This is a genomic window from Rhizobium sp. AC44/96 (assembly GCF_001692185.1).
In the GTDB taxonomy this organism is placed as follows: Bacteria; Pseudomonadota; Alphaproteobacteria; order Rhizobiales; family Rhizobiaceae; genus Rhizobium.
Genome location: NZ_LXKO01000015.1, coordinates 1 through 24,349, shown reverse-complemented (window position 1 = coordinate 24,349; position 24,349 = coordinate 1). Strand labels below are relative to the sequence as shown.

The window sequence follows — 24,349 nt, the reverse complement described above, 5'->3', positions numbered from 1 at the left end:
AAGGTGAGTAGGATGGCGGATAATTCTAAGAAGTGGTTCGACTTCGGCCCCGGAATTTCGCTTTCCGTTGTACAGAAGAATGGCGGCTATTTGCTTCGGCTTGAAATGGCACACAAGCTCAGCCCTGCGCTGGTCAACAAGGTGCATGATGCCAAGTGGGCGCTAGTCCAGAGTGCTCAGGACGGTCGTCCTGCTGTTTATGAGCATATGAAAGATGTTCGGTCGCTGAGTGATGTTGCAAAGCGGCTTGAGGCGTTTTTCGACAAAGAGCGCATTATGGGCGCTCTTACTGTGACAACGCGCCCGCCGACAAAGGTGGAAGCCCGCTCGCGTTCCCCGCAAGATGTTTCAGATTCAGTCCTGAGTGCTTTTGCTGATGGTACTCCTGCCCCGTTGTTGCAGCACATTAACAGGTCGATACAGCACGCATTTGCGGTAATGGGAGCCAGATCGGCTGCGGCGAAACAACTGCCGTTTGAGGGAGATGCTTTCGGCGTCTACGACCGTCTTGTTGCCAAGACCGGGGAACAGCGAGCCGCTGAAATTTGGGGCTCGGTTCTCTTGTCCGTTTCGTCTACGAAGCACGGCTGGCAGGAAAAACTTGATCGGTTGATGGAATGGGATGCCGGTGGACGTGAGGCTGAGATCGCCATTGACCCAACGGTTAAGGCCTTGGTCGAAGCTGTCACCCGCGAAGTCGCGACTGTTAACGCGACTGGACTAGCTCAGGTTGATCTCGCAACGGCATTGCGAGGTCGGCTTGTCGAGGCAGCGGGCGAGCGCATCAGCTACCGTGCCTATGATGGCGCAAGTTTTCATCCAAAGGGCGCACCAGATCTAGGGCCGAACACGTTCACGGTTCAACAGGGGTTGTCGCTCGACCTCGCGACGGATGCGAAAGCACGCATCACTCAAGCGCTCGCGGCTTCCGCGAAAGCGATGGGCCTTCCGCGTGATCGCTTGTTCGGCAACGAGTCGGTCAAGTTTTTCTTTGCGCCGGATATGGGAAGAGGACGAAGCGAAGATCGTGGCTCGGCTACGCTGTATCGCGCAAACGAAGATGTGCAGCTTCATGCAATTCACATCGTTCCCACGCGGCCTGGCGCACTCCTTCACGAGATCGGCCATCAGATCCACAATGTTGGTGATCGAGATTTCATATTGGAGAAGGTCCGTACGCATAAGTTTGCCCAGTCCACGCGTCGGATCGTTTCAGCTCTAGAGGAGAAGGGTATCATCTCTCCTCAATATGCGACCTATCTAACAGAACCTGCGGAGATCTTCGCACGGGCGTTTGAAGCATATGTGGTTGCCTCGCAATCTCCTGATCAAACGGGTGGATCGCTTTCGAGCGTCGGCGCTCCAAGCTTTACGCCAACCGGCGAGGAGCTGACTACGTTCATGACGAATATGCGGGCTGTGATTATGGCAAGCCGGTCTGATCTTGACCGGGGGGATCGTCCATCCGCAGTGCAGGCAAGGGCCGTATCTGCACCACGGATGGGAATGTAACGTCTTAGGGGGATTCAATGGCTGAGCGGCCGGATATCACAGAGCTATTCACTCCCGAAGATTATAGCGCGGGCCTAGTGTTCCTGCGCCGTATTCTCGGCTGCACTTTCGATTATCTTTGGGTGCCTGGTGGGCAAGCCGCTCCGTCAGGCGGTACGTGCGACAACACAAATGATATCCTTGCGCAGCTCGTGACAACGTTGAATTGGGCGATGCTTGCGGTGATTGCCGTTGTCGCGACATACCTTATTTTTGCGGCGCTGAAAGACACGGCGAATGATGGAGAGGCTGGTGGCCGATCCATGAACCCAAGCTGGACGCTGGTGCTTGCCGGTGTTGGGGCAATCCTCTGCTTTCCGGCCTTCAACGGTTATAGTGCGCTTCAGATGGGCACGATGCAGGTCGCTGTCTGGTCATCCGGTCTCGGGGACTCGATGTGGCGGATCGCCGGTGACAAAATGGCCAGCGCCAATGCCGTCAACAAGACGTTCACAAACCTCAATGATAGTGGATGGTGGAGCGACGGCGGTGACGGTACTGAGACTGATCTACGGACCTCAATCACGCAGGCATTGCAGGCTCGTGTTGGCGGTGAACTATGCAAGCGCTCACTGAATACAAGCCTGTCAACAATGGCGACTTCAAACGGTCAGATCACGCCTGTTACCGGCACGGAAGTGAAAGATACGCAGGAAGGCTTTGCCCAACGCAGTATCTACTTCAAAGCTCCGGCTTCTCTGAACGATAGCATCGGTTTGTGTGGCGGTGTGACTGCAACCTATTCCATCGAGAAGACTGTGCCGCAAGCGCAGGCGAATGCGAATACTGACCCGTCGAATATGGCGATCCAAAACCAGATCGCGGGCACGATCAGCAAGTATGCTGCGAAGACTGGAAAAGCCGGTGCTGACGCGATCCTTACAGCCCTTGATGCCGAAGCAGTGAAGCTGACGGATGTCCTCTATCCGGCCAACGGCACTCGTAAGCGTGGACCGGCTGAAGTCGATGCGATAGGCCAATCGATCTCGGCAGTTGTTGCTGCGGCGAAGGCGGCAATCAACACGCAATTCCAGCAGTCGGAACCTGAGCTTCGGCAGATCACGGGGCAGGCTATGTCTGCTTCGAACCGCAACGGGTGGTTCTATGCGGTTCTGTATCAGCGTATCCTTGTGAATGCGACATCAGCTCGTGATGGCATCCGCAAGGGTATCTCGGTGTCGGCCACCCCGGCCTCCCGAGATCTTGCGGCGGCGTGGGGCTGCGTTGTTTCCAGTTCCTGGGCTTTCTGGAAATCCACATGCTCCAATGAGCTTGAAGTTTTCTTCAAGCAGTATTCATCTGACATGGCGAACCTCGATCAGATGTCAGGGACGTTCCTCAATAATGCGAACCGCGATAGCGGACTTGGCACAAACTCGTCAGACATCGCCGCAATTCGCGGAGCAGGTATGGGTTGGGGCCGTCTGACGGATTGGGTTCTCGGTCAGATGGGCCAGAATAACGAGGGCAATTCGTTGAACGGCGAAGGTTGGGCTGATCCGATCCCGCAGTTGCAGACGACAGGCGGTGCCATGCTCGGTGCCGGTGGAGCGCTCGTCGCGGCTGCGAAGGGCGGAGAGATACTGTCGGAAAGCGCTGTGGGGATGGTCAATCCTCTCGCATTCGTCGGAGGTAAGCTGCTCGAAATGGTAGGTCCATTAGGCTGGCTGCTTGTGGCCATCGGGTTCCTACTCGCGGTGGTCGTTCCCTACATGCCGCTCATCTACTTCTTCCTGGCGGCGCTGTCCTGGCTCATCTTAGCGGTGCAAACGATCATCACAGCGCCGTTCTGGTTGATGCAAATGTTCTATCCCAACCGGCAGGGAGGGATTCAAGGGACAAGTATTGCGCGCGCGTTGATGGTGCTGCTGGCTCTCCTCGTGCGGCCAGCCCTGATTATCATCGGCCTCATCTTCTGCATGATGTTGATGCGTGTTGGTCTCGACTTCCTCAATATCCTGACGCGGAACGCTTACGCTGCGATGGCTTACTCGGGACCGGTCAGCGCAGGCGGTCAGTTGGGCAACATTGCTTTGGCGATTGGCGGGTTCATGATCTACGCCTCTGCCGCTGTTGCGCTTGTCTCCATCTGCTGCGGGTTGATCGACGGCGTTGGTGATGCCGTCATGGACGGCGTAGAGGCGGGCATGAGCCGCTTCCTTGGATCGCAGGCACAGCGGGGCGAGGGTATGCTTGGAAACCCGGCAGCGGCAGCGGCTTCTCAGATCGCCATCGGCGGTCGGGGATCTCTTGCCGGAACCGGAAGTCAGATCGCCCGTATGCGCAACCAGCCGCGCGGGGGCCTCGGCGGCGGTGGGGGCAATCCTCCGCGCTTAGGTGGCACAGGAAAGTCGTAACATGGCGAAGCGCACGAGTGAGTTTGAAGGCGTCGAGCATACGGACGTAGTTCGTCTATCGTCTCGCCGTGAACGCCGGAAGAGCCTGACGGAATGGGTAAAGGACTGCCACAACGATCCAGCGGACGTTCTGAAGCCTTACATTGGTCTGGCCGTGATCGCGTTGCTCTTGTCGTGGGCTCCCTTCTGGCCTGAAATCTTGGCTATAGGTGCAGTCTTTCTTGCCCTGTCTCAGGGAAATTACGGGCGAAAGCTTTGGGACGCGCCATATCGAGTGCCGATGGATCTTGGGCGGAAAGGCTTCAAAGATAAATCGACCGGCGATCTCGGTGCGGGTGTCATCTACCACGGCGTGGGTCGTGGTGCCTATGCGGGACAGGAGGTCTGGTCAGGGGCAAAGGACATCCAAACACACCGGATGGTGCTGGGAGGCACCGGCTCCGGTAAGTCGGAAGAAATCTTCGGCCTCGTGTTCAATGCCTTGTGCCTCAACAGCGGCGCGATCATGGTTGATGGTAAGGCGTCCGCCGATACCCTCAACTCGCTGAAAAAAATAACCCGCCTGTTCGGTAGGGACGAGGACTTTCTTACCCTGAATTTCATGATGGGCGCGAAGGACTTCTACGGGCACTCTGAGGTCAAGATGACCAACACGTTTAACCCGTTCTCTATGGGGTCGTCAGACCAAAAGAGCACGCTGATGGAGACGTTCATTCCACCAGCGGAAGGCTCGAATAGCGTATTCGCACAACGAGCGATGCAGCTAAATAAAGCTCTCCCTCGTCCTCTGACCTTTCTTCAGGAGCGTGGGTACGTCGATTACAATCCTCGGCTCCTGACAGAGTTCTTCCAGCTCAATAATGTCGAAAATCTCGTCTGGTTTGGCCGGTTTCGTGACAAGCACGGGCAAGTCGTAACCCTCACAGATGACCGACATGAGGATTTCCTACGCCTGAAGCAGGCCTGCCAGAGCCTTGAGCAGGTTCTCATGGATCTACCGGGGTACAGCCAGGTGCTCCCGAAAGAGCCGCCGCCGATGATCGATGCCAACGACACACGCATCGCCTCGGCACTCCTGGGCGGCAAAAGCGAAGTCGAGAGGCTTTCGCGGGACATGATGCAGAACTACCAGAAGATTTCCGGTGGATCTGGTGGCGAAGGTCACAACCAAGCGGCAGAAACAACGAGAGCTGAGATCTATCGTCAATGGGGCTACATGACCATGAGCCTGTCAGAGCCCGCATCGATGCTGACCTACTCGTTCGGTCACGTGTTCAATGCACAGGTTGGCGAAATCAACATGAGCGACGTGTTCCTGAACCGTCGCATTGTATTCGTCATGATCCCGTCGCTCGAAAAAGCTCCTCAGAGTACGGCAGCGCTTGGTAAGATTACAGTTGCTGCGGTGAAACAGGTTCTCGGCAATCTTCTTCATAAGCCTCTTGAAGGCGACCGGCGTAGTATCGTTGATGCGTCTCCCAGCAAATCGACCATGCCATATCCGCTTATCTTCGATGAGTACGGGTATTATGTCGTGGAGGGATTTTCGGTAGCGGCAGCGCAGGCGCGTTCTTTTGGCGTATCCTGCACTTTCGGTATGCAGACGCCAGATTCCTTGGAAAAAGCATCACCACAAGAGGCACAAGAGACCCTGCAGAACACCACTCTGCGGCATATTGGCCGTTTCGTTGGTGGTGAGGATAGCAACACCTTCAAGCTTATACGCGGTTGGGGGTCGAAGGTAATGACGCCCGTTTCGCGCGGAATGAAGGTTGATCAGCGGGCGGCTTTCAAGACGACGCGGCTGAGCGATGAGGTCAGCTACGAAGAGGAAGACGTGATCAAATATGCTGACATCGCTGGTCAGCAGGATGGCCAGTTCCATTTGATCGTCGGCACGCAGACACGAGATGGCAAGTCCCGGCGCGGCGAAAGCAGAACCATCCGCTACACAGCATTTTATACGGGTGGTGTTCCTGAAGTCACCGAATGGAGGCTCAACCATTTTGTCCCGGTAAAGTCTCGCGACCCGGCATCTATCGAAGCGATCCGAAAGAGGGATCGCCAAGAGAAAATGCTCGAAAGCCTTAGCGAGGCGGGTATCAAAGAGTGGTCATTCAATCAGGCCGATCCCGCTATGCGCTACATCGATCACAAGGGGGTTGATGCGATTGCGGTGCTTCTCCGAAACGTTCTCAGCAGCGTTTGCAGCGTCACTCGCGAAGAGCGGTTCCGTCGCAGCAAGCCACAGGCGGACACTTCGATTGAAGAGATTGCCGCAACGCTCAAAGATATGCTTGAGAGCGGCGCAGTCTCACAGGCTCACCTCGATCAGGCGATAATTGCGAGTTTGGCCGCTCTCGATAGCAGCAGCAGCGCCTTTAAGGCTAACCGAGAGGTTGATAACCTAGAGGACGCCGTGAAAAAACGGTATGCTGATGGCCTCTCTACAGCGAAGCTTTCTGATGAGGAAAGTGAGCTGGCGTTGTCGGCTTTCGGAATATTGATAGACCAGCCGCTACGTGCGGCCCGCAGAACGGCACTTCGCAACACAACGATCCGAACAGCGACTTTGAATACCAGCGCCTTAATGGCGGCGGCAGAGTAAGCAATTCATCCCGAGTTGAGGTGGAACAGACTTGAGTTTTCAACGTTTTTGACATACAATTGAAATCGAAAAACATTGTCGAGCGTAGTTTAGGAGGCTAAATTGCTAGGATTGTTCGGGAAAAAGACGCAGCCGCATTTGCGCTCTACGGATGTTCGCGACACCTACGATGCTTCGCTTTTCAACGGCATGACCTTGCTTGAAGGGAATGTGACGGCTGAGGGTACGTTGACCAACCTTTTGATCCAGGGCGAATGCTCAAGGCTGACAATGGTTGAGCTTCTTGAGGCAACTCGGGCTCTGCATGAAACTCAAAGAGAGCTGGTTGAAGAGTTACGCGCCGCGAGACTGGCGAATAATTCGCGGAACGCTGCATAAAAGTACACTTCAACTTGCGAGATATAGAAGGCACCTGCCATATAGGCCGGTGCCTTTTTTATTGGTTGGAATCGGTGAGACAGGAGAGGACATGCGGATGAAACGAATAGGTATTCTGGTTATTTGCGGCTTTCTCGCTGGATGCGGAGAAAAGGGGCCAAGTAACGCAGAAATTGAAACTGCCGTCCTTAACCGGATGGCGCAACAGTATCAGGAAGCGGTGACGACTTATGGCCAGGCTGCTGCGGAGTGGCACGTTATTCCACCCCAAGCCGTCAAGGTTGTCTCAGTCGATAATATCAGATCAGAGGACGAAGCCACCTATCTCGCTGACGTGACGTTGGAGCGGATTAAGACCGGCGCTAAGGACACAAGAGCCCTCAGTTTGCGCAAGATCGAGGGTGATTGGCGGGTTGTGAGCCAATAGAATTTTGGAGGTTCGTTATCCTAAGCGGCACATTTACAACTACCCCGAAATGTTTGATAGAAAAATTGATTCTAAAATCGTTGTCGTTTAAGGTGACGGCGATTGATTTGTAGAGGGCTTTCGCGTGAGCGCGAAAACCAATTGATCGGGTTCTAACAACGGGATTGTCATGGCTGATACCACGTCATCGAAGGAAAGCGTTTCTGGAACGCAGAAGGTTATCATTCAAGGGATTTGGGCCTCTGCACTGGTCGGTGTAGCTTGCCTCGGCGTCTTTGTTCTTCCCAAGCAATTCGCTCCTCAAAACCCCTCTATGGCGCAAAACGGATACCAGCAGCCCCCCCAGGGCGCGTACCCGCAACAGCAGCCATACCAACAGCCGCAGCAACCAATTCAGCAGGGCTACTACCCTCAGCCGGGATATCCGCAGGGTCAGTTCCAGCCGCAGCAGGTGCCGCTTCAGCAGCCTTACCAGCCGCCGCAGCAAGCTCAGCAGCAACAGTTCCAGCAATCTCCGGTCCAGCAAACTCAGCAGACGCCACAGGCGCAACCGAACGCCATTGTTTCCGCGCAGCCGATAGCGCGACAAGGGATAGATTCTGGTTACGAGATCTCGGATCTGAATGTGGCCGGGCAGTTGTTGAACGGCTTGTCGTCACTGGCAAGCATCTCGGACACTCCGGCCGGGCAGCAGGCCACGGAGAAGAACACGATTGTCATGTTCTTTGATCCTCGCTGCCCATATTGCCAGGCAGCACATAAAGCCCTTGCTGGAAAATACCCGATCCGTTTTGTCCCGATCAGCGTCCTTGGTGATCAGGCAACGCAGCTCGATGCTCTGCCGGGCATTCGAGGCGTCCTGAAGCAGCAGGATAAGGTCAAGTCGCTCCACAATCTGATGGCACAGCAGACGCAGGGCCTCGACATGTCGCCCGATGCGAACCTCGATAAGGAGATCAATCAGAACCTTGAAGTCTGGTTGACATTGGCCGCGAACCTGCCTGATCGCGCGCCTGCCGTCCCGCTGTTCGTCGTGCCGAAGGCTTCTGGCAAAGTGGCTGTTCTCAAAGGTTGGGACAATTCCATGATGCCAGTGGTCGATGCGCTCCTGAAGGAGTGATCGGCGTCCATGGGGCTGTTTGATAAGCGCAAAAAACTGTCGGAGGTAAGGGTGCCAAAGTTCGCTTTGGCAACCCTTCCAGATCCCGTCGCGCCGTCGCTTGCGCGGGAGCAGATCATTGCCAAACAGAGGCAGATCACAGTCCTTTGGACTGCACTTTTCGTTGGAACCTTCGCGGTTCTCATATTCGGATACGTTTTGCAGGCGAATGCCGTGACTGAACCATACGTTGCCGATGGCGGGGTCTTCGGGTGCCCGGTGCCGATTTTGCAGGGGAACTCGGGTCAGTGAAATCGAAAGAGGCAATATTGAATGACAACGCGGCAATGGCAGCGATTCTGCGCAATATGCGCGTTTTCACGCTGCTCTTGGTCGTTGCGGTCGTCCTCGTCTACATCCATTTGGCGCAGCTTCTTTATGCGCGGTATGTGAAATTCCCCGCGACTGCGTTCTTGGGGACAACCGATGCTCAGTCGGTGTGTGCGCCGATTGGTTTGAACGAGCCAATGGTCGCGGACGCGACAGCGCGAGATTTCGCCGTCAACGCGATCCGCTTGATCCAGACATATGACTGGACGTCCTGGCGCGACCAGATCAACAGCAGCACATCACTTTACATGACGCTTGAGGGCCGAAACAATTATCGTCTCTCCGTGAGCGAGTGGGGCATCATCAAGGATGTCGTGTCGAAGTATCAGAACGCGACAGCAACTCAACGCGGGCCAGCTTCGACCACAAGACAGGGCGCTGTGCGTCAACCGGACGGCACCGAACGCTACGAGTGGGAGTTCGTCATTCCCATGACGCTGATCTATCGAAACGCGCAAGACAGGCGGTCAGAAAACCGCGATTTCTACGCAACGATCGTTCGCACCTATAAGTCTCCGCTTAATCCCAAGGGCATTGCAATCGGGCGTCTTGTCTCGACACAGCCGGTGGAAGAGGGAACTCGCCCATGAGGAGCGTCGAGACCTATCGGTTTGCGATTATAGGTCTTGGCGGCTTGCTAGGTCTTGGCGTCGTGGCAAGCTTTGCCATGACGGCCGATGTCTTCCTCATGAAACCCGTCACACAGTTTGTATGGCAGGAAACAGGCACAGGGAGTTCCTGCCAAGCAACGGTTTTGGAAGAGGCGGCGATCAGCCAGGCGCGATTGATCGATTTCGCGTCGGATGCCGCCGTGGCGATCAATTCCTACGACTACTACAATCAGGCAACGATTATAGGCTCGGCGCTGCGGCAGTATTTCACCCCGGCAGGCCAGACGACCTACGTGGCGGAAGTCAACCGGACGGGCTCTCCTATCGCTTTCCGAGAAAATTTTGTCACACAGACCGCGTATCGATCCGGTGTGCCAAACATCAAGGAAGTAGGCTTTTTGCAAGGGCGGCGGTTCTGGCGCGTAGAGGTGCCAATCGTGCAGTTTCAGCAGTCGAATATTGACACGAGGCGGGCCGATATCCTGCTGACAATGCTTATCGTTGCGCTACGACCTTCTGAGGCCAACCCGAACGGGATCGGCATCGACAGTATCAGCGCGACTTTGAATTTTAATAACAGCGAGTCTTGATGGAGCAGGGCATGAAGATGAAAACCAAAGGGGTTCCGGTAGCACTGCTACTCTCCGTCATGATGGGAAGCGCGGTCAGCGCACAAGAACAGCAGCAACAGCAGGATATCAACGCTCCTGTTGGTGAGCAGGGTATCCCACGGCAAGATCCCGGCCAGTACCAGCCGCAGCCAGGTCAACAGACATACTCGCAGCAGCCTAATCTTCCTGCCCGGGAGCTGACGCGTGAAGAGCTGGAAAAGATCAGGCAGGGAATGGTTGACCGGACAGAGGGGATGATCCTCAAGCCGAATGAGGTCGGCCGCATCAGAGACGCCACGTTGGGCTCCACAAGCGCGGCTGTTCGTCCAACCTACTCAACGGACCCTTATCCAAGTGCCTTACCTCGGGTGGTGAATGCGGCCAAGACGCCTATGCAAACGCCTCCAACGGTTCGGATGGCCTTCGGCCTGACAACTCCGGTTACGTTTGTCGATAGCGACGGCTATCCGTGGCCGGTCGCCAACGTGACTTATAACCCGCAGATGATCGCACAGGATGGTGCAGGGTGCGGAAACGCGACCGGTGCGCAAGCGAGCGAAGCGGGGGAGCGTCCAACGACGATCAATCTTACCCCGTGCTATTTCGAGGTCTTTGGAAACATCAACGTTGCTCTCGATAAGTGGCCCTATCCGATTGTGCTCCTGACGCAATCCGGGTTTCGCCCGCAAGGTGGTCAGAAAGTCAGCATCGACATGCCGCTGACGGTGGTGATCGAGGGCCGTTCGCCACTTGCCGAAAAGGTAAAGCCGGTCCCATTGAGCGCGCGCAATACGCCGAGATCTGGCAAGAATGTAGCGAGACGGCCAGTGCCAGAGGGCGATCTGGCGACGTACATCATTGGGCGCATCCCTGCTGGCGCGCAGTCGGTAGCTCTTGAGGGCGCTCCTGACTTGCGCGGCTATACGACGCCTGGCGGCGATCTCGTTGTGGTAGGGCGTGTTGAGATGCTGACGCCAAATTTCGCGCAAAAGGCTCCGACACCGGATGGCGAGACGGCATACAGGTTCAAGGGACAGCCTTACCGTCTGCTTTTCTCAGACAGATCGGGCGTCGAGCGCCCTGCAACCGTTCGATACTAGGAGGGGTCGATCATGAACAAGCTGGTACTTGGCGCAGCAGGCGCGCTTGTCGTAGCTATCGGAGCCGGGGCATTCATGCTCTCAGGCCAGACCGCTCCTGATAGAGGAGCGGGAACCGCGAGCAATCTGCCGAACGGGCAGAATGTGCCGCGAAACGATCAGATGACGCCGGTCGATCCGGGCGAGGCCAACAGGCGCGCTACCGTGAACAACGAAGACGCGCAACAAGCTCGTCAGGGAAGCCGCGATTATCAGGCGCCAACGGTGATTACCGGTGTCGGCCCGGCTGACAAGGGAGAGGAACCAACGGTTCCGCCCGAAAAGAAGGCTGAGCCAGAAGAACGGGTGATCAAGGAAACCACGGAACGGACGGTCTATGTGACACAGGTTCCCGTGCAGCAGCCCGTATCTGATGAAACGGCTCGATCTGCCATCCAAGCGCAGATCGACGCGCTGGCCCGTGGCGGAAGTGGCAACGGAAACGGCGGCAGCGGACCCCGTGTTCAGATGGCTTCCCAAAAGTACAAAGCCCCGCCTGAAGTGAAAGAGGAAAAGCCACAGGCAGGGCCACGGACAGCGCCACAGCCTAAAATGACGATGATGGCGCGTACTGGCGATGTTATTTTCGCCCGCTTGGATCGCGCATTCAACTCTGATGATCCGGGTGCACCAATCATCGTCTCGCTCGATGACGTGATCTATGACCCGGCAAGAGGGACAAGAAACGGTCCTTTGACCGGAATGCGCCTCGTCGGTCAGATCAGCTATTCTGATAATCAGGCCGCGATCTCCTTCAATCAGATCGTGACCAATAACGGAGCGCAGTTCCCCGTAACAGCAATTGCGGTTTCGGAAACCCAAGCGCGTACCGGTATCGCGGCTGATGTCGATAAGCACACCTTGCAGCGGTATAGCGGCCTCTTCCTTTCCTCGATCCTTCAAGGTGTGGGGCAGGTTGGCCAGCAGCTCGTGCAGAATAATCGCACGGTGGCTGTCAGCGACGGCGTGGTCACTTCTGGCGCTAACAAGGTGAACTATCCGCAGGCCGCACTCGCAGCGTTGCAGCCGCTCGGTCAGAGCCTTTCACAAGCGGCCGGACAGAATTTCAGCCGCCCGCCTACGATGTCGGCTCCTGCCGGTATGGGCTTGGGCATTGTCTTCTTGGCTCCTGTGATGATCCCGCAGGGCGTCCGATAAGTAGATTGGAGGCGATATGAACCCGTCGAACGACCAAAACTTAGAGACCATGGGCAATTCGTTCTATGAGTTTCTGGCGTCGGCCGCAAACCTCATACCGTTTCTCTTCGCGATTATGAGCCTCGTCATTTGCATCAAGACGGGGATCAACATTTGGCGGTTGGTTGACCGGGGAGATGCAATGAACGCTCACAGCGCTGACCAGAGCATCTTCCATCAGGTGCTCGCTTTCGGCTTCGGAGCCCTGCTCGGTATTTCCGCGGTCGTTACCTACGCTCTTTCCAGCATTTGGGTTTGACATAATCCCCCGGCGAGGGCGGCACGTTTTTTGGAGGTTTGGACATGGCAATTGAGGCTGACAACCAAGATGAGATGGCACGCCGGGGCAAAAAAGTGCTGGCAGAGCTTGACCTGGCGCGAGCGCATGTGACCGATCCGGTGTTGCATTCAACCACACGCGATGACGCGGTTCTCAGGCTCCACGATGCTGTCGTAGCTGCAAAAGCGGAAGCAAAATCATCGAATCCCTATGTCCTCGATCACGCTAAGCGCTTCCCGACAGAGTACGGCTTTCTTGATGACGGGTTTGATGAGGAAGGCGAGGTTCAAGCTTACGAGCGCGCTGTTGAAGCGTTTGGGGAGCAGAACGTTTCAGTGGTCAACGGTATCCTTGAGGAGATAGATGCTCTCTATCAGATGGGTGCTGACATGGAGCGCCCGGAACCGTCTTTAGACAATGAGACGGGCATGTACATGTACAATGCCGATGAAAGTAATCAGGAATGGCTTGAGAAAGCCCGTTTGGACAACGAACGGCAAATTGATGCCGCTTGGCAGCGGCTCGCAGCCCTGCACACCGATGGCAACCCTTATGTCGAGAAGGTCGCGCAAGAGAATGCGGAGCTGTTCTCCCACCTCGTTGAAAATGCGTCTTCGTGGAAGCAGTTCGAGGCGCTGCGGACGGCAGGCCGGGAAGGTGAGGCAGTACCGCAAGAGGCTTTCGGGGAAGAGCGCCTTCTAGGCTACTATCAGGCAGGCCTCTTGGAGCTGGAAGCTGGCCTGAAGCAAGCTGACGAAGAAATCAGCTTAGAGCGAGATCCCACGGCCACACACCCTACGACTGGATGGAGCAAGGAGATCTCCGAAGCTCAATGGGAGAACCTGGCTGCGCGGAAGGCCGAGTTGGAGAGTGCCCGCCACAAGGTTGCAGGCACCTTCGATAATCCGATCCAGATCGGCCACGGCGTTGGGCAGCAACTCCATTATGCTCTGTCGGGTGCTTCAGCCAGTCAGGCCGCACCCGCGCAAGAGAAGTCAGAAACCCCCGAAGCCGTGCCGGGCTCCGTCGATAACCCGATCCAGCTCGGCCATACCATCGAGCAGCAATTGAAATATGCAGTAGCTGGAAGAGCAGAGCCGCAACGCGAACGCCGGGTGATCCATAATTCGAAGCCTGATCCCGTGGAGATGTTTCAGGAGCTTTACGATGACGTGGTTCGCACTGCCAACAATTTCCCTATTGGCTCCCTCGAACGTCATGCAGAAGGGCGCTTGCAGCAGACCTATGCCGCATTGGTTCTGATCGAGAATGCGAAGGCCGCACACATCATTCCAGAGAATGCGAAATTCGTCGCGACGGGTGCAAAGGTTCAGGACAAGCGGGCCAGCAAAGAATATCCCGCTGCGCACCGACTACCGGCCGATCTGTCCATACAGGCCGATGACGGTTCCCTCCGTCGCCTTACGGACTACCTCGATGTAGATCTTGATCGGATTTGGGTTGATCAGAATATTTTCGCGCCGACTGATCGGATTCACCGGCTGGCGAACGTAGCTGATCAGTGGGTGGAAGACGGGGGCATGAAGACCGCTTTCGTGAATGCTGCAAACGCGGTTTCGAGCGGGAAGATGACCGCAGAAGAGGCATTGGAGGACATCGTTCAGCCAGGCTACGCTGCCGCACACGCTAAAGCGCTGGAAAAGGTAGAGCGGAATTTCACGCTGATCGAGCGGCAGGCGCTCTCGGAGCGGATTGTCGATCAGCACGGGCAGGCTTTCCGCAAAGTGCCGGAACCAACTGTCCTCAAAATCAAGGGTCTTGACGAGCGAGCCGCTGCGAAAGACGTGATGGAGCGGACGTTGAAGGCCTATAGCCGCATGGAGGAGCTGTCGCCGGGCCTGCGGATGATGAGCAATCTGACGGTCAACGGTATCATCGACAACGAAATTCGGTTGCGGGAAGAGGGTCCAAGCGCGCGCCGCACTCTTGCTCCTGGCGAGGCTATGGTCGAAGCGCGCCGCGCCGCAAACGAGGCGAACACGGCCTTAACAAAGCAGATGGATGCGGTCATTCAGCTCGGCAACAAAGCGTCCGCCGCCGCTGTCGCCGCTGCTGATCCTTCCCGGCCCATGGAAGCCCGCGTACGGGCTATGGGTGACGCTGGTGCCTATGGCGAGGCAATGAAGACGGCTTGGTCAAAGCTTCAGAGCGAAACCGGACCTGAAGTCGTCAAAGGTTTGTCGGATCGCCTTGAGCGGGTTGGGCCACATGCTGGTGGTCATTTGGCCGCTATCAACGCTCGCCTCGTTTCCCCACCGAGAGAGGTCCTTGATGCGGTGAACAAAATCGATGACGCCCAGGACAGGCTTCAGCGCGCGACCCGTCAGAACGATTATGGCCAGCAAAATTCTCAGCGACCGGCCCTTGGTCAGCGGCCAGCACCGTCAATGGAGTAGCGAATGGCTATTAGCAAAGAACCTGCGAAGATCGCGTTCATGCCAGAGCTTCAGGGAAGCGAGGCGATGAAGGGCTTGATCGATCGGATACGCACTTTAGCGAGAGACAACCAGTTTGACGCTGCCAGCGATGCAGTTGATCAGTCGTTGGAGCTTCGGGTTCGCATTGCAGAAGGCTATGCTTCCAGCAAGTTTAAGACTGATTTTGATGACCTTCCTGAAGACGCCAAGATCGGCGGTTTCTTGTATCCGTACACTCAGAGGGGCCGCACATGAGCATCTTCAACCGGAATGCTGACCAGTTTTGCGACCTGAGTGGTTTTGATCCTGACACTCCTCGTCCTGTCATTTTCGCGCATGACGGTTCTGATATCACGCTGATCGAGATCAAGGGCATTCGCTCGATTACCTCCGACGCCGAGTTCGCAGAGAGCATGGTTGAGGTGTTTGCGGCTGAGCTGGCACAAATCATGAAATCGCCCGGCCACAACATGTCGATCTCATACGAGTGCTCGTTCAATGCTGAAAAGATTGTCGATGAGCATCTGGATCGAGCGCGCCATAACGCCGAGCTGAAGCAACTTCGGATCGACACCATCCTTCGTGAAACACGCGAAGTCGTGCTGAAGCGGGCAGTCAATGAACGCGTCATCATGGCGCTTACGTCACGGCCCATTGCAGGTCCACAGCGCGAGTTGATGTTGCAAAAGCAGGCCAATGATGAGGCCAGGGCAGAGTTGCCGCCGATGCGTTCAGCGATGGACCCATACCTTGAACTGAAAGGGCTTGAAGGCCCTCATATGGCCTATGTGCAAAGCGTTCTGACGGCGCTGCGGCGCTGCGGGGTGATGGCTGAAGTCATCAGGCCAAAGGAAGACGGATCTCGTCCGGACATCGCCGCTATTCGGCAGGGCATTTTCTATCATGAAACACCGGATGACTGGTTGCCGCACGAGCCAGGCGCTGTGAAGTATCCGCCGATCAAAAAGACCTTTGACAGCGATGTATCCGATTTCTTTGCGCAGCCGCTCGCAAAGCAGATCTTGTCGTCAGCGCCTGTCGTGTCGCAGGACATGCGGCAGATCAAGTGGGGGCCGCGCACGTTTTCCGTCTGCCAGGTCCATCGTTTTCCAAAGAACTTGCGGCCGTTCAATCTTCTCGTTTCACGCCTTCGCCAAGAGAAGATGCCTTACCGTGTCACCCTTCACCTTGAATCGCTGAACCACGCGGATCGGCGGTCGATTGGATTGCGGCAGGTTGCCGCGCAGCTTTTGGGCATCTTCAATTCGACAACGAAACTCCTCGGCCAGAATCTTCAGCTCGTAACGCAGGCTCTAGGCTCGGATACCGAAGCGGTCGTGAAAACGAATCTTGAGGCCACCACGTGGATCGAACCGCACGAGCGCCCGGAGTTGCTTCCAACGCGGGCGTCTCGTCTCTTGGTCGATATCCAATCGTGGGGCGATTGCTCTGTCTCGGACAGTCCCGCAAATCCAGTGCGGGTGCTGGCGGAAACAGTTGCGGGCATGAACGCGACATCAAAAGGATGGCGCGGCGTTCTTGCGCCCGTGTCTGACCTGTCCGTTATCATGCCTTTGCATCGCACGGCTCCGGTTTTTGAGACGGGGGATAGCCTTTTCACCGGCCTTGATGGCTCTCTTCTGCCCCACAAGGCCTTTGCAGCGGAACAGCCTGCATGGCTCACGCTTGGGAGCGCCGGTACGGGCTCTGGTAAATCGGTTCTGTTCAATCGCATGAACTTCGACCTGATGGCATACCGGTCAGGCAGCGAGCTGCCGTTTATGATGATCGCTGACGTGGGCGTGTCATCGAGCGGCTGCATGAACTTGCTCAAGGAGCTTCTGCCGCCTGAACGGCAGAACGAGGTTCTTTATGTTCGTCCGAAGAATACGGCTGAATGGGCGGTCAATCCGTTCGACATCGCGCTCGGATCGCGTAGCCCTCTCGATAGAGAGTTTGTCTATATCAAGAATTTCCTGCTGACCGCGATCCCGATGAAGGACGAGCTGATGCCACAGCTCGCGACCCGCATCATCTCGCGCGTCTACGAAGTCAAAAGCGATCTCAGCATCGATTCACGTCCGAACAGGTGGCAGGCGAACCTCGATCCCGTGCTCAATGAGGCGGCTGCCGCAGCCGGGATCATTCTGAGCGACAAGACGCGCTACTGGACGCTTGTGGACGAGTTCATGAGGCGAGGTCAGCCTACGATGGCTGCGAGGGCGCAGCGCTATGCTGTCCCACGCTTCAAGGATATGGCCACCATCATTGCCGAACCGCAAATGAAGAAGGATTTCGGTGAGGAGATGATCGAGAAGCTTCAGCGCTATCTCGAGTCGCTCGAAGCGACCTACCCGATGTTTGCCAGCCATACGACGATGGAGACCGGCGCAGCGCGGGTTATGGCTGTCGATCTTCAAGATCTATTGACGGTCGGATCTTTGAACGATGAGCTGAGCCGAAAGAATACGCTCATGTTCCTCATGACGCGTCAGTTGTTCATGGCAAAGATTGCTGGCGACAAAGACGACATTCGCGCCATGACGTTCCCCCAGGACCCGCCGACGCGTGCGCTGTACGAAGACTACTGGACGAGGCAATTTCAGACGATTGCCGAAACACCAAAGCGCCTGATGATGGATGAGTACCATCTGACTGGCACCATCGACACCATCAATGAGGTTATCTGGCACGACTGCCGTACCGGTCGTAAGTGGAACCTTGAGGTATGCCTGGTCAGTCAGGAGCTAGGCGACTTCCGTGGTCTAACCTCACAGGCCACGACGATCATGATCCTAAACTCGGACTCTCAGGACGCTCGAAAGAAGATCATCGAGGAGCTTGGTGGTAATGAAGCCATCGACAGGGCTCTGACCACATACGTCAACGGCCCTGATCCTTCCGATCCGTCGAAGGGCGCAAATGTGCTTGTGATGTACAAGCTTCGAAACGACGAGAAGCGGTGGGTAATTTTCAATAACGCACTAGGTGTTCGAATGCTTTGGGCCTTGTCGACCAAGGCGGAAGATCGAGCAGTACGTGACGAAATCTATCGTCGCGTTCCGCTGGATCGGGCGCTCGATATCTTGGCTCGGCGCTTTCCTGAAGGCACTGCAATCTCGCGTTGGAACGAGATCGCGAGATCTAAGACGCGCAAGGACGGCTCGCTGGCGAAGGTTCTCGCGGATGAGGTCATGCAGTATGATGCGCAGTACACTTACGAGCAGGCTGCGGAGTGAGTTTTTAGGGGTTTGCATTTCACAACGAAAACTTTATCTGTTATGTTGTGAAGGGTAACAGGTTGTAGTAACACTGAGATCGATTTATCGCCCCCGGATACAGGGATGAAAAGGAGATGGGAATGAGTGGAGTCAGTGCGGCCATGACGGCTGTTAAGGACAGATATTATGGTGCCCTCGCAACTGCGAGTGTATCCTACTTTGCGTTGACGACATGGGCGTTCGCACAGGGTGCAGATCCCAAAGCGCCGCTCGATTTCCAAAAACAGGCGCAGTCGGCCGCGAACAGCTCTCGTCTAAACCCGGACGATGCGCAGAGCGGCTTGAACAATGTGGGCTCGACTTTCCTCTATGCTGGTAGCGCGCTCTCGATCATGTTTGCGCTTTACTCGCTCTACAAGTGGTGGGATGCGGTCAACAACGAGCAGAGCCGCCACAGTGCCGGCGGATCGTTCATGGCAGCGTGTATCGCTGGCGTGATCGGCATTGTAGGCATCTTCGTTGGTTGGGTGCAGTCCGTTGCTCTCGGCGGCGGAAGCTAAATCCCGCTTGATTGTTCGAGCATTGAAGCCCCGGCCACATCGCCGGGGCTTTTTTGTTTTGGCCTCGATTGGCACAAAAAAAGAGAGCCGTGAATGTGATCACGGCTCTCTTAGGGACAGGCGTTGCTTGGGAGGATTCGACCCGTCAGTTGTTCATATAGCTGGCGTGGCATTCGCTAACCTTAACTGGCGACCAGCGATCAGACGCCGCGCCTACAGCGGCTGTCTCAGCCTCGTTGATGGTCTGTGTTAGACGCTTGCGCTGTTCATACAGGGCCTCGACCGGCGCAAGGTGTTCAGTGATGAAGCGATCATCCACTTCTGGAAATTCTCGGAGCCAGTGACGCATTTGGATGCCTTTCCATTTCGCGTGATATAAGCTACAGATACTTATCTTTTCATCCGAAAACAAAGTCAATATAAGTGACAGATAGTGATCTAAAAAAAAGCAAGAAGAGCAGAGAGCTGACGCCTTGGCAGCTCCGTGCCCACGCGGCCGGTCTTCAGCAGAAAGTTTTGGCTGAGATCACCGGCAAAACAGAGATCAACGTAAGCCAGCAACTTCGTGGAATGTATGGCGGCAAGGGTGAACCCCCTCGCTACGTTGTGGCAACGATCATCGCGTGGGAGCTGATGACCCTCGATCAGAGGGAAGAGTGGCTTGCGCAGCTTGGCAGCAAAGGGACACTGCCAACACAGCAGTTTACGCGATCCACGGTCATGGAACGGTTCCGGTCTGCTGTAAGGGCACGCCGGGAGGAGTTGTCTTTGTCACGTGAGCAAGTTGCGAATGCGATTGGCACCACTCGTAGGGCCATCAAGGATTTCGAAGACGGAGGGGACATATCGATGTCGCTTGCTGCGAAGATCGCGGAATCCGTTGGCTTGAGCATCGGCGTGCTCGACACGGCGACCGCAAGCGGGATCGCGGGCTCCTCGGCCGTTTCGAGAGACAATGATACTTATGAGATCATGGATTCCCTTCCTGACGACTTGGAGGGGGCATGAGCGACAACAAGCTGACCGTCTTGCTGTACGACCGGCAGGTTGGAACGATGGAGCGGGGACGTGATGGCGTCTTCTTCACCTATTCGAGCACCTGGCTGGATGACGTTCGGAATGGCCGTGGTGGGCACGCCCTGTCCATTTCGATGCCTCTCACGGAACGCGAGCATGGCCCAAGGGTGGTCGAGCCATTTATAGCGGGGCTCCTTCCTGATAGCGCAGTACACAGGCGCAAGATCGCTGAAAGCTTTGGCATCGATCCGGGCCATGAAAGCGATTTCGAGTTTTTGAGAAAGATCGGGCGGGACTGCGCCGGAGCTGTGGTCTTCACAGATCCTAGCGACCCTTACGCCGGTATTCGAGAGCCGCCGAAGCTCAAGCGTCTTGGCGACACCGAGCTGGCGCAATATCTGCGGGATCTACCAATTCGCCCGCTGGTGGACGATCCAGAGACTGGTACGCGCCTTTCGCTTGCCGGAGTGAACGACAAGACTGCTGTCGTCATTTCAGGTGGCGTCGTTTCATTGCCTCTGAACGGGTTTCCTTCGTCCCACATCTTGAAGGTGGATATTGCCGGGCTGAAGGACTCGATCAAGACAGAACACTTCTGCCTGCGTCTTGCCGAGGCCTGCGGGATACGTGTGCCAAAGTCCTCGATCCATCAGGTCGAAGATGTCGTCTACATGCGCGTGGCGCGCTATGACCGGCGCTTGCAGGTTCGTGAGGGCGGCGGCGCAGTGCTGATCCGCGCCCATCAGGAGGACATGTGCCAGGCGCTGGCGATCCATCCTGAATCCAAATACGAGGACAATCGCTATAGCCCCGGCCCCGGCTGGAAAGATATGGCTGAGGTCATGAAGATGATGGAGCGACCGGCAGTCGATCAGGCTGGCTTGCTCGACAGGGCTCTATTTCAATATTTGTCAGGCAATCCAGATGCCCACGGCAAGAACTATGCGATTAGGTATTCTCCGAACGGTCAGATGTCGCTGTCGCCTTTGTACGATCTAAATAACCAGGCCGCGTTCGCAGTGAACTACAAAAACGTGAAACCTCGCATGGCGATGGCGGTCGGCCGTGATCGTGACGATCCTGAAAAGGGCGAGTTTTGGCGGACAAGGATCACGCGCGACCATTGGGCGGACTTTGCAAAAGACATGGGAATGCCTGCCGCTCACGTCCTGAAGAAGCTCGATGAGATGACCACGCGGATCGGCGCGGCTGTTGGCACACTGAGAGAGGAGTTCCGTCATACGTTGAGCGACACTCCGCTGCTCGATGTCATCGTAGAGGACATTGCTGGACGAGCTGACGCGGTTCGTCACAATCGGCCAGAGCCGGAGCGCCAGCAGTTCAGAACGCCTACCAGCGCGTCTGCTGATGCCCCAAACGTAGATCCTCCGCGCCCGGCCCCGAAGGGGCCTTCAATGGGGATGTGAGAGGGCGGATATTTCAAAGAGGATACGGCACGAGACGGACGGATGAACGATGACTTCAAGAGAGCAACTATTGGCGGCGGTTCATGACATCGCTGATCCCTGCGAGGAGATCAGAAAAGGCTTTCGTGCGTTGGCCGCAGATCCTGCAACTGCCCCTGACGTACAGCAAGCCTCGCTCGACCTGGCTCAAGCGATAGATGAAGTGTTCATGATCGCGCACTTCATCCTGAAGAGAGATGCGTCCCCGAGAACCTAAAATGACAATGAAGAGCATCGGAGCTTTCAGCATAGCGACGGCCTTTTAAGGCCGGGAAAGCGGGAATTCTCGACGCGGTTTTGGCGGGAAAAAGGAAGCCGCAGGAGGCTTAGCCTGCGCCGCGCAGCGGAAGCCGGGACCGACTTCCTCCGCCAAAACAGCTCCACACTTGGCTTTTCTGGAAATGGTGAGCCTGCCCACAAGCGGAGCGCCCGATACTCGGAGCGCAGTGGGCAGATCGAGATGGATGCCATCTCGTCATTTTATGTATTGCCGTTACGGCTGGTTGCAGATCCTGCTATCGGTAGTCCATCTGGCGTTATCGACCGGACGATTTCAGCAAGGTAGCGGGACTGCGTTTTCCGTTTAGCTTGGTCAATCTGGGATCAATCCCAGAAGCTCTGAACCTTTGAAATTCACAATAATTTTTGATATGAAAACACTGTGAATAGGTCCGCGTCAGATTGATGCGTTAACGCATGGTGCGTCAAGTATGCGTCAATTCTCCTTATTGAAAAGTCTCTTGCTATCTCATCTATGGCTTATAGCAGGTGCGATTTGCGTAATTGTCGGGTTGTCATTTCTAGTTGCGGCGATTTGGACGCTAAGTGGACCAGTGGTCTAGCCAGGTGTTGGCCGATCAAGAAAAGCGCCGTTCGATTTCAACACGAACGGCGCTTAACGGTGCGAGCACCAGTCCCCTATTTCCAAGTTCAGGGACAGGCAAAACCTATGATGATTTTGAGAGATTGTCGTTGTGCAGATCTGCATGTTAGCGCAACTGCATAGAAAGCTCTTTGAAGCTGTCTACGATGTTCAGGATTACTCGCCTCTTTGCCTGATCGGTAACGCGGGCGAACGCGGTGTTTAGCTCGATGCACTGGTCTGATTTAAGGTACTGAAGAAATTCGGGCTCTTCGGAAAACGCGTCCAGGTGCGCTTCAAAGAAATAGCTGACAGGTGCGTCCAGCGCTTTGGCAAAAATCATAACGTCGCTTGGGTGAACGCGATTAGTTCCGGCCTCGTATTTGCCAATTTGCTGGTGCGACAGCCCGGCCGCTTCGCCAAGTTGACCCTGAGTAAGGCCAAGTGCCATTCTACGTTTCCGAATCCTAGTACCTACTAGAACGTCAATATTCGTTGCTTGCTTGGGCTTCAATTAGGTTTTAGCTCCCATATAAAAGTCATCGTCCCGCTGGATAATGCACTTTTATTTGAGTTTTTCTCAAGCCTTGATGACATATTCAGGCTTCAGGGGCACACCGGCTTCCATGTTTACGCAGCATGGCGGAATAGGGATCAATCTTCCATCCGCCAAATGACGGATATGCCCACGTCTCCAATGCGGTCTCACCGTATAGCTGCCTTCGCCTCGTTTCGCCGCTGCGGCTTGCTGGCTGGCTCTAATGTCAATGACGACCATGGGGCCAATCGGCTCCCGTCCCTTCTGTATGCGCTGCTTGTTGAGCTTTACAGGTGCGGGCTCGTCGCGGCGGATCGCTTGAGGGGTGGCGAGCGCGCCGATCAGCGCGGCTGCAACCTCGAAACCGAGATCCGTGAGGTGCATGGTTGAGGGATTTTGAGCGTCGCTGACAAGGATATGCTTGTGATCGCCAATAGCTTTGAAGCCATGCTGATTTAGGAAGATCACACCGTCACGCCGCTTTGTCTCGTACATCGAGCGAACAGACAGAGAGGCAGGCTTGCCTTTGCCATCGAGATTTCGCTCGCAGTAAGCGGCCATGTGAACGACATCAGCGCTTACCTTCTGATCCCACGAGATCCAGAAACTATCGTGGGGGATAGGCGCAATGCCCGCGTCCCAAAGCTCGTTGGAAAAGTCGGTGAACGTCTGAAGGGTATCGTCGGCAGACTCTGGATCGAGGAAGCTAAACGAGAACTCGGCGCATGTGGGAGCCGCCTTCTGAAGGTGACTGACAAATTGCTCGAGCGCTCCCGGTTCCCACGGCTCCATAGCTTTGAAGCGGCGTTCCTTCAGGTGCTCAAGGGCTTGATATAGTCTCATGCGAACAGGCTTTCGGCAGGTTTCTCGTTCATCGCGCCATCCTCAACTGATGGTGTTCGTTGTGGACAGGCGCGAGATTACCCGAATGATCACATGCGCCAACCTCGACGTCAAAAGACTCGCCAGCCCGCACTCTAAGCAGCTCGACATGCCATCGTGGCCGTCCGACACCCGGAACAGGAAGTGGTTCTGATGGCTTTGACGAGACGCGCCAGCGTGTCGCGGATGCCGTTGGCTGGCCGTAGTCTGTTGCCTCACTTTGCCGCCGCCAGCGCCGGATGATGAGGCCCATCGTGCCGGTATGTTCTGCGGCCAACTGCAAGCGGCGTGAAGCTACCATCGGGAGCCTGACCGTCTCCGCGACAACCGCACCGAGACCGCCGAACCTAAGAGCCTCTTCAGCGCTCTCCAAGATGGCCTCCTCGTTATCGCACTCAACGAAAACAACACGGTTCATATCGAGGCCAGATTGCACCAGGGCAGGCGCGTAGAGATCTGTGCGGGACAGACACCAGATGATCTGGCCTTTGGTTCGAGCAGCGATGCCAGCGACGAATAGGGACGACGTGGCTCCATCAACGGCGTCTTTGCCTCCTCCGGCAACCTCATGGGTAGCGCCGAAGGCCAGACCGCGACCGGGCAAATGGTCATCGATCTCCCGTATGCCAAATGGGAGATGTGGCCGTGTTTTAGCCCGACCTCCTCCAAGCTTATCAATCTGCTCCTGAAGATCCGCGATGACCGCAGACGTTGCGG

General features: G+C 55.9%; 21 protein-coding genes. 16 read left to right on the top strand and 5 right to left on the bottom strand.

Annotated features, from left to right (window positions below; all coding sequences use genetic code 11):
- The first annotated feature begins 12 nt into the window (after nt 1-12).
- The 14 genes from A6U87_RS15975 to A6U87_RS15900 all read left to right on the top strand — a co-directional run bounded on the left by A6U87_RS15975 (nt 13) and on the right by A6U87_RS15900 (nt 18,867).
- Nucleotides 13-1,512 (top strand): hypothetical protein, encoded by a 1,500-nt coding sequence (locus A6U87_RS15975; protein WP_065692280.1) that lies wholly within the window; start codon nt 13-15, stop codon nt 1,510-1,512.
- Nucleotides 1,513-1,529: 17 nt separating this feature from the next.
- Nucleotides 1,530-3,908: a DotA/TraY family protein gene (locus tag A6U87_RS15970; protein WP_083199474.1), complete on the top strand. Its 2,379-nt coding sequence runs from the start codon at nt 1,530-1,532 to the stop codon at nt 3,906-3,908.
- Nucleotide 3,909: 1 nt separating this feature from the next.
- Nucleotides 3,910-6,516: a hypothetical protein gene (locus A6U87_RS15965; RefSeq protein WP_065692278.1), complete on the top strand. Its 2,607-nt coding sequence runs from the start codon at nt 3,910-3,912 to the stop codon at nt 6,514-6,516.
- A 102-nt stretch (nt 6,517-6,618) separates the two neighbouring features.
- Complete coding sequence (locus tag A6U87_RS15960; RefSeq protein WP_065692277.1) at nt 6,619-6,894, top strand: hypothetical protein; 276 nt, start codon at nt 6,619-6,621, stop codon at nt 6,892-6,894.
- Between the two features lie 91 nt (nt 6,895-6,985).
- Nucleotides 6,986-7,321 carry a hypothetical protein gene (locus tag A6U87_RS15955; protein ID WP_065692276.1) on the top strand — a complete coding sequence of 112 codons (336 nt, stop codon included), beginning with the start codon at nt 6,986-6,988 and terminating at the stop codon, nt 7,319-7,321.
- A gap of 169 nt (nt 7,322-7,490) precedes the next feature.
- Nucleotides 7,491-8,441 carry a hypothetical protein gene (locus tag A6U87_RS15950; protein WP_065692275.1) on the top strand — a complete coding sequence of 317 codons (951 nt, stop codon included), beginning with the start codon at nt 7,491-7,493 and terminating at the stop codon, nt 8,439-8,441.
- 326 nt (nt 8,442-8,767) lie between these two features.
- Nucleotides 8,768-9,400 (top strand): DotI/IcmL family type IV secretion protein, encoded by a 633-nt coding sequence (locus tag A6U87_RS15940; RefSeq protein ID WP_065692273.1) that lies wholly within the window; start codon nt 8,768-8,770, stop codon nt 9,398-9,400.
- Nucleotides 9,397-10,011 carry a DotI/IcmL family type IV secretion protein gene (locus tag A6U87_RS15935; RefSeq protein ID WP_065692272.1) on the top strand — a complete coding sequence of 205 codons (615 nt, stop codon included), beginning with the start codon at nt 9,397-9,399 and terminating at the stop codon, nt 10,009-10,011. The genes A6U87_RS15940 and A6U87_RS15935 overlap by 4 nt, the downstream gene beginning before the upstream one ends.
- The gene (locus A6U87_RS15930) at nt 10,011-11,132 is read left to right on the top strand and encodes a DotH/IcmK family type IV secretion protein (RefSeq protein ID WP_083199472.1); all 1,122 of its coding nucleotides are present in this window, start codon (nt 10,011-10,013) and stop codon (nt 11,130-11,132) included. The genes A6U87_RS15935 and A6U87_RS15930 overlap by 1 nt, the downstream gene beginning before the upstream one ends.
- Nucleotides 11,133-11,144: 12 nt before the next feature.
- Complete coding sequence (locus A6U87_RS15925) at nt 11,145-12,329, top strand: DotG/IcmE/VirB10 family protein (RefSeq protein WP_065692270.1); 1,185 nt, start codon at nt 11,145-11,147, stop codon at nt 12,327-12,329.
- A gap of 342 nt (nt 12,330-12,671) precedes the next feature.
- Entirely contained in the window at nt 12,672-15,065 is a 2,394-nt protein-coding gene (locus A6U87_RS15915; protein WP_065692268.1) for a hypothetical protein, read from the top strand.
- A gap of 3 nt (nt 15,066-15,068) precedes the next feature.
- Nucleotides 15,069-15,341, top strand: a complete 273-nt coding sequence (locus A6U87_RS15910) for a hypothetical protein (protein WP_065692267.1) — start codon at nt 15,069-15,071, stop codon at nt 15,339-15,341.
- Nucleotides 15,338-18,325, top strand: a complete 2,988-nt coding sequence (locus tag A6U87_RS15905; RefSeq protein WP_065692266.1) for a hypothetical protein — start codon at nt 15,338-15,340, stop codon at nt 18,323-18,325. The genes A6U87_RS15910 and A6U87_RS15905 overlap by 4 nt, the downstream gene beginning before the upstream one ends.
- 122 nt (nt 18,326-18,447) lie before the next feature.
- The gene (locus tag A6U87_RS15900) at nt 18,448-18,867 is read left to right on the top strand and encodes a hypothetical protein (RefSeq protein ID WP_141683969.1); all 420 of its coding nucleotides are present in this window, start codon (nt 18,448-18,450) and stop codon (nt 18,865-18,867) included.
- A gap of 145 nt (nt 18,868-19,012) precedes the next feature.
- Here the strand turns inward: A6U87_RS15900 and A6U87_RS15895 are convergent, their stop codons facing one another.
- Nucleotides 19,013-19,216, bottom strand: a complete 204-nt coding sequence (locus A6U87_RS15895) for a hypothetical protein (RefSeq protein ID WP_065692264.1) — start codon at nt 19,214-19,216, stop codon at nt 19,013-19,015.
- A gap of 74 nt (nt 19,217-19,290) precedes the next feature.
- Between A6U87_RS15895 and A6U87_RS15890 the strand changes: the two genes are divergently transcribed.
- Together A6U87_RS15890 and A6U87_RS15885 are read left to right on the top strand one after the other, a co-directional pair.
- A complete protein-coding gene (locus tag A6U87_RS15890; RefSeq protein WP_065692263.1) occupies nt 19,291-19,875 on the top strand; it encodes a helix-turn-helix transcriptional regulator in 585 nt (194 codons plus the stop codon).
- Nucleotides 19,872-21,311 carry a type II toxin-antitoxin system HipA family toxin gene (locus A6U87_RS15885; protein WP_065692262.1) on the top strand — a complete coding sequence of 480 codons (1,440 nt, stop codon included), beginning with the start codon at nt 19,872-19,874 and terminating at the stop codon, nt 21,309-21,311. Before A6U87_RS15890 ends, A6U87_RS15885 begins: the two co-directional genes overlap by 4 nt.
- Nucleotides 21,312-21,378: 67 nt before the next feature.
- Here the strand turns inward: A6U87_RS15885 and A6U87_RS30295 are convergent, their stop codons facing one another.
- The 4 genes from A6U87_RS30295 to A6U87_RS30455 form a co-directional block, all read right to left on the bottom strand.
- A complete protein-coding gene (locus A6U87_RS30295) occupies nt 21,379-21,600 on the bottom strand; it encodes a hypothetical protein (RefSeq protein ID WP_141683968.1) in 222 nt (73 codons plus the stop codon).
- Between the two features lie 739 nt (nt 21,601-22,339).
- A complete protein-coding gene (locus A6U87_RS15875; RefSeq protein ID WP_065692260.1) occupies nt 22,340-22,726 on the bottom strand; it encodes a helix-turn-helix domain-containing protein in 387 nt (128 codons plus the stop codon).
- 66 nt (nt 22,727-22,792) lie between these two features.
- Nucleotides 22,793-23,593, bottom strand: a complete 801-nt coding sequence (locus A6U87_RS15870) for a hypothetical protein (RefSeq protein WP_065692259.1) — start codon at nt 23,591-23,593, stop codon at nt 22,793-22,795.
- 28 nt (nt 23,594-23,621) lie between these two features.
- The coding region (locus A6U87_RS30455) for an ImuA family protein (RefSeq protein WP_065692258.1) at nt 23,622-24,349 on the bottom strand (728 nt) is incomplete at its 5' end.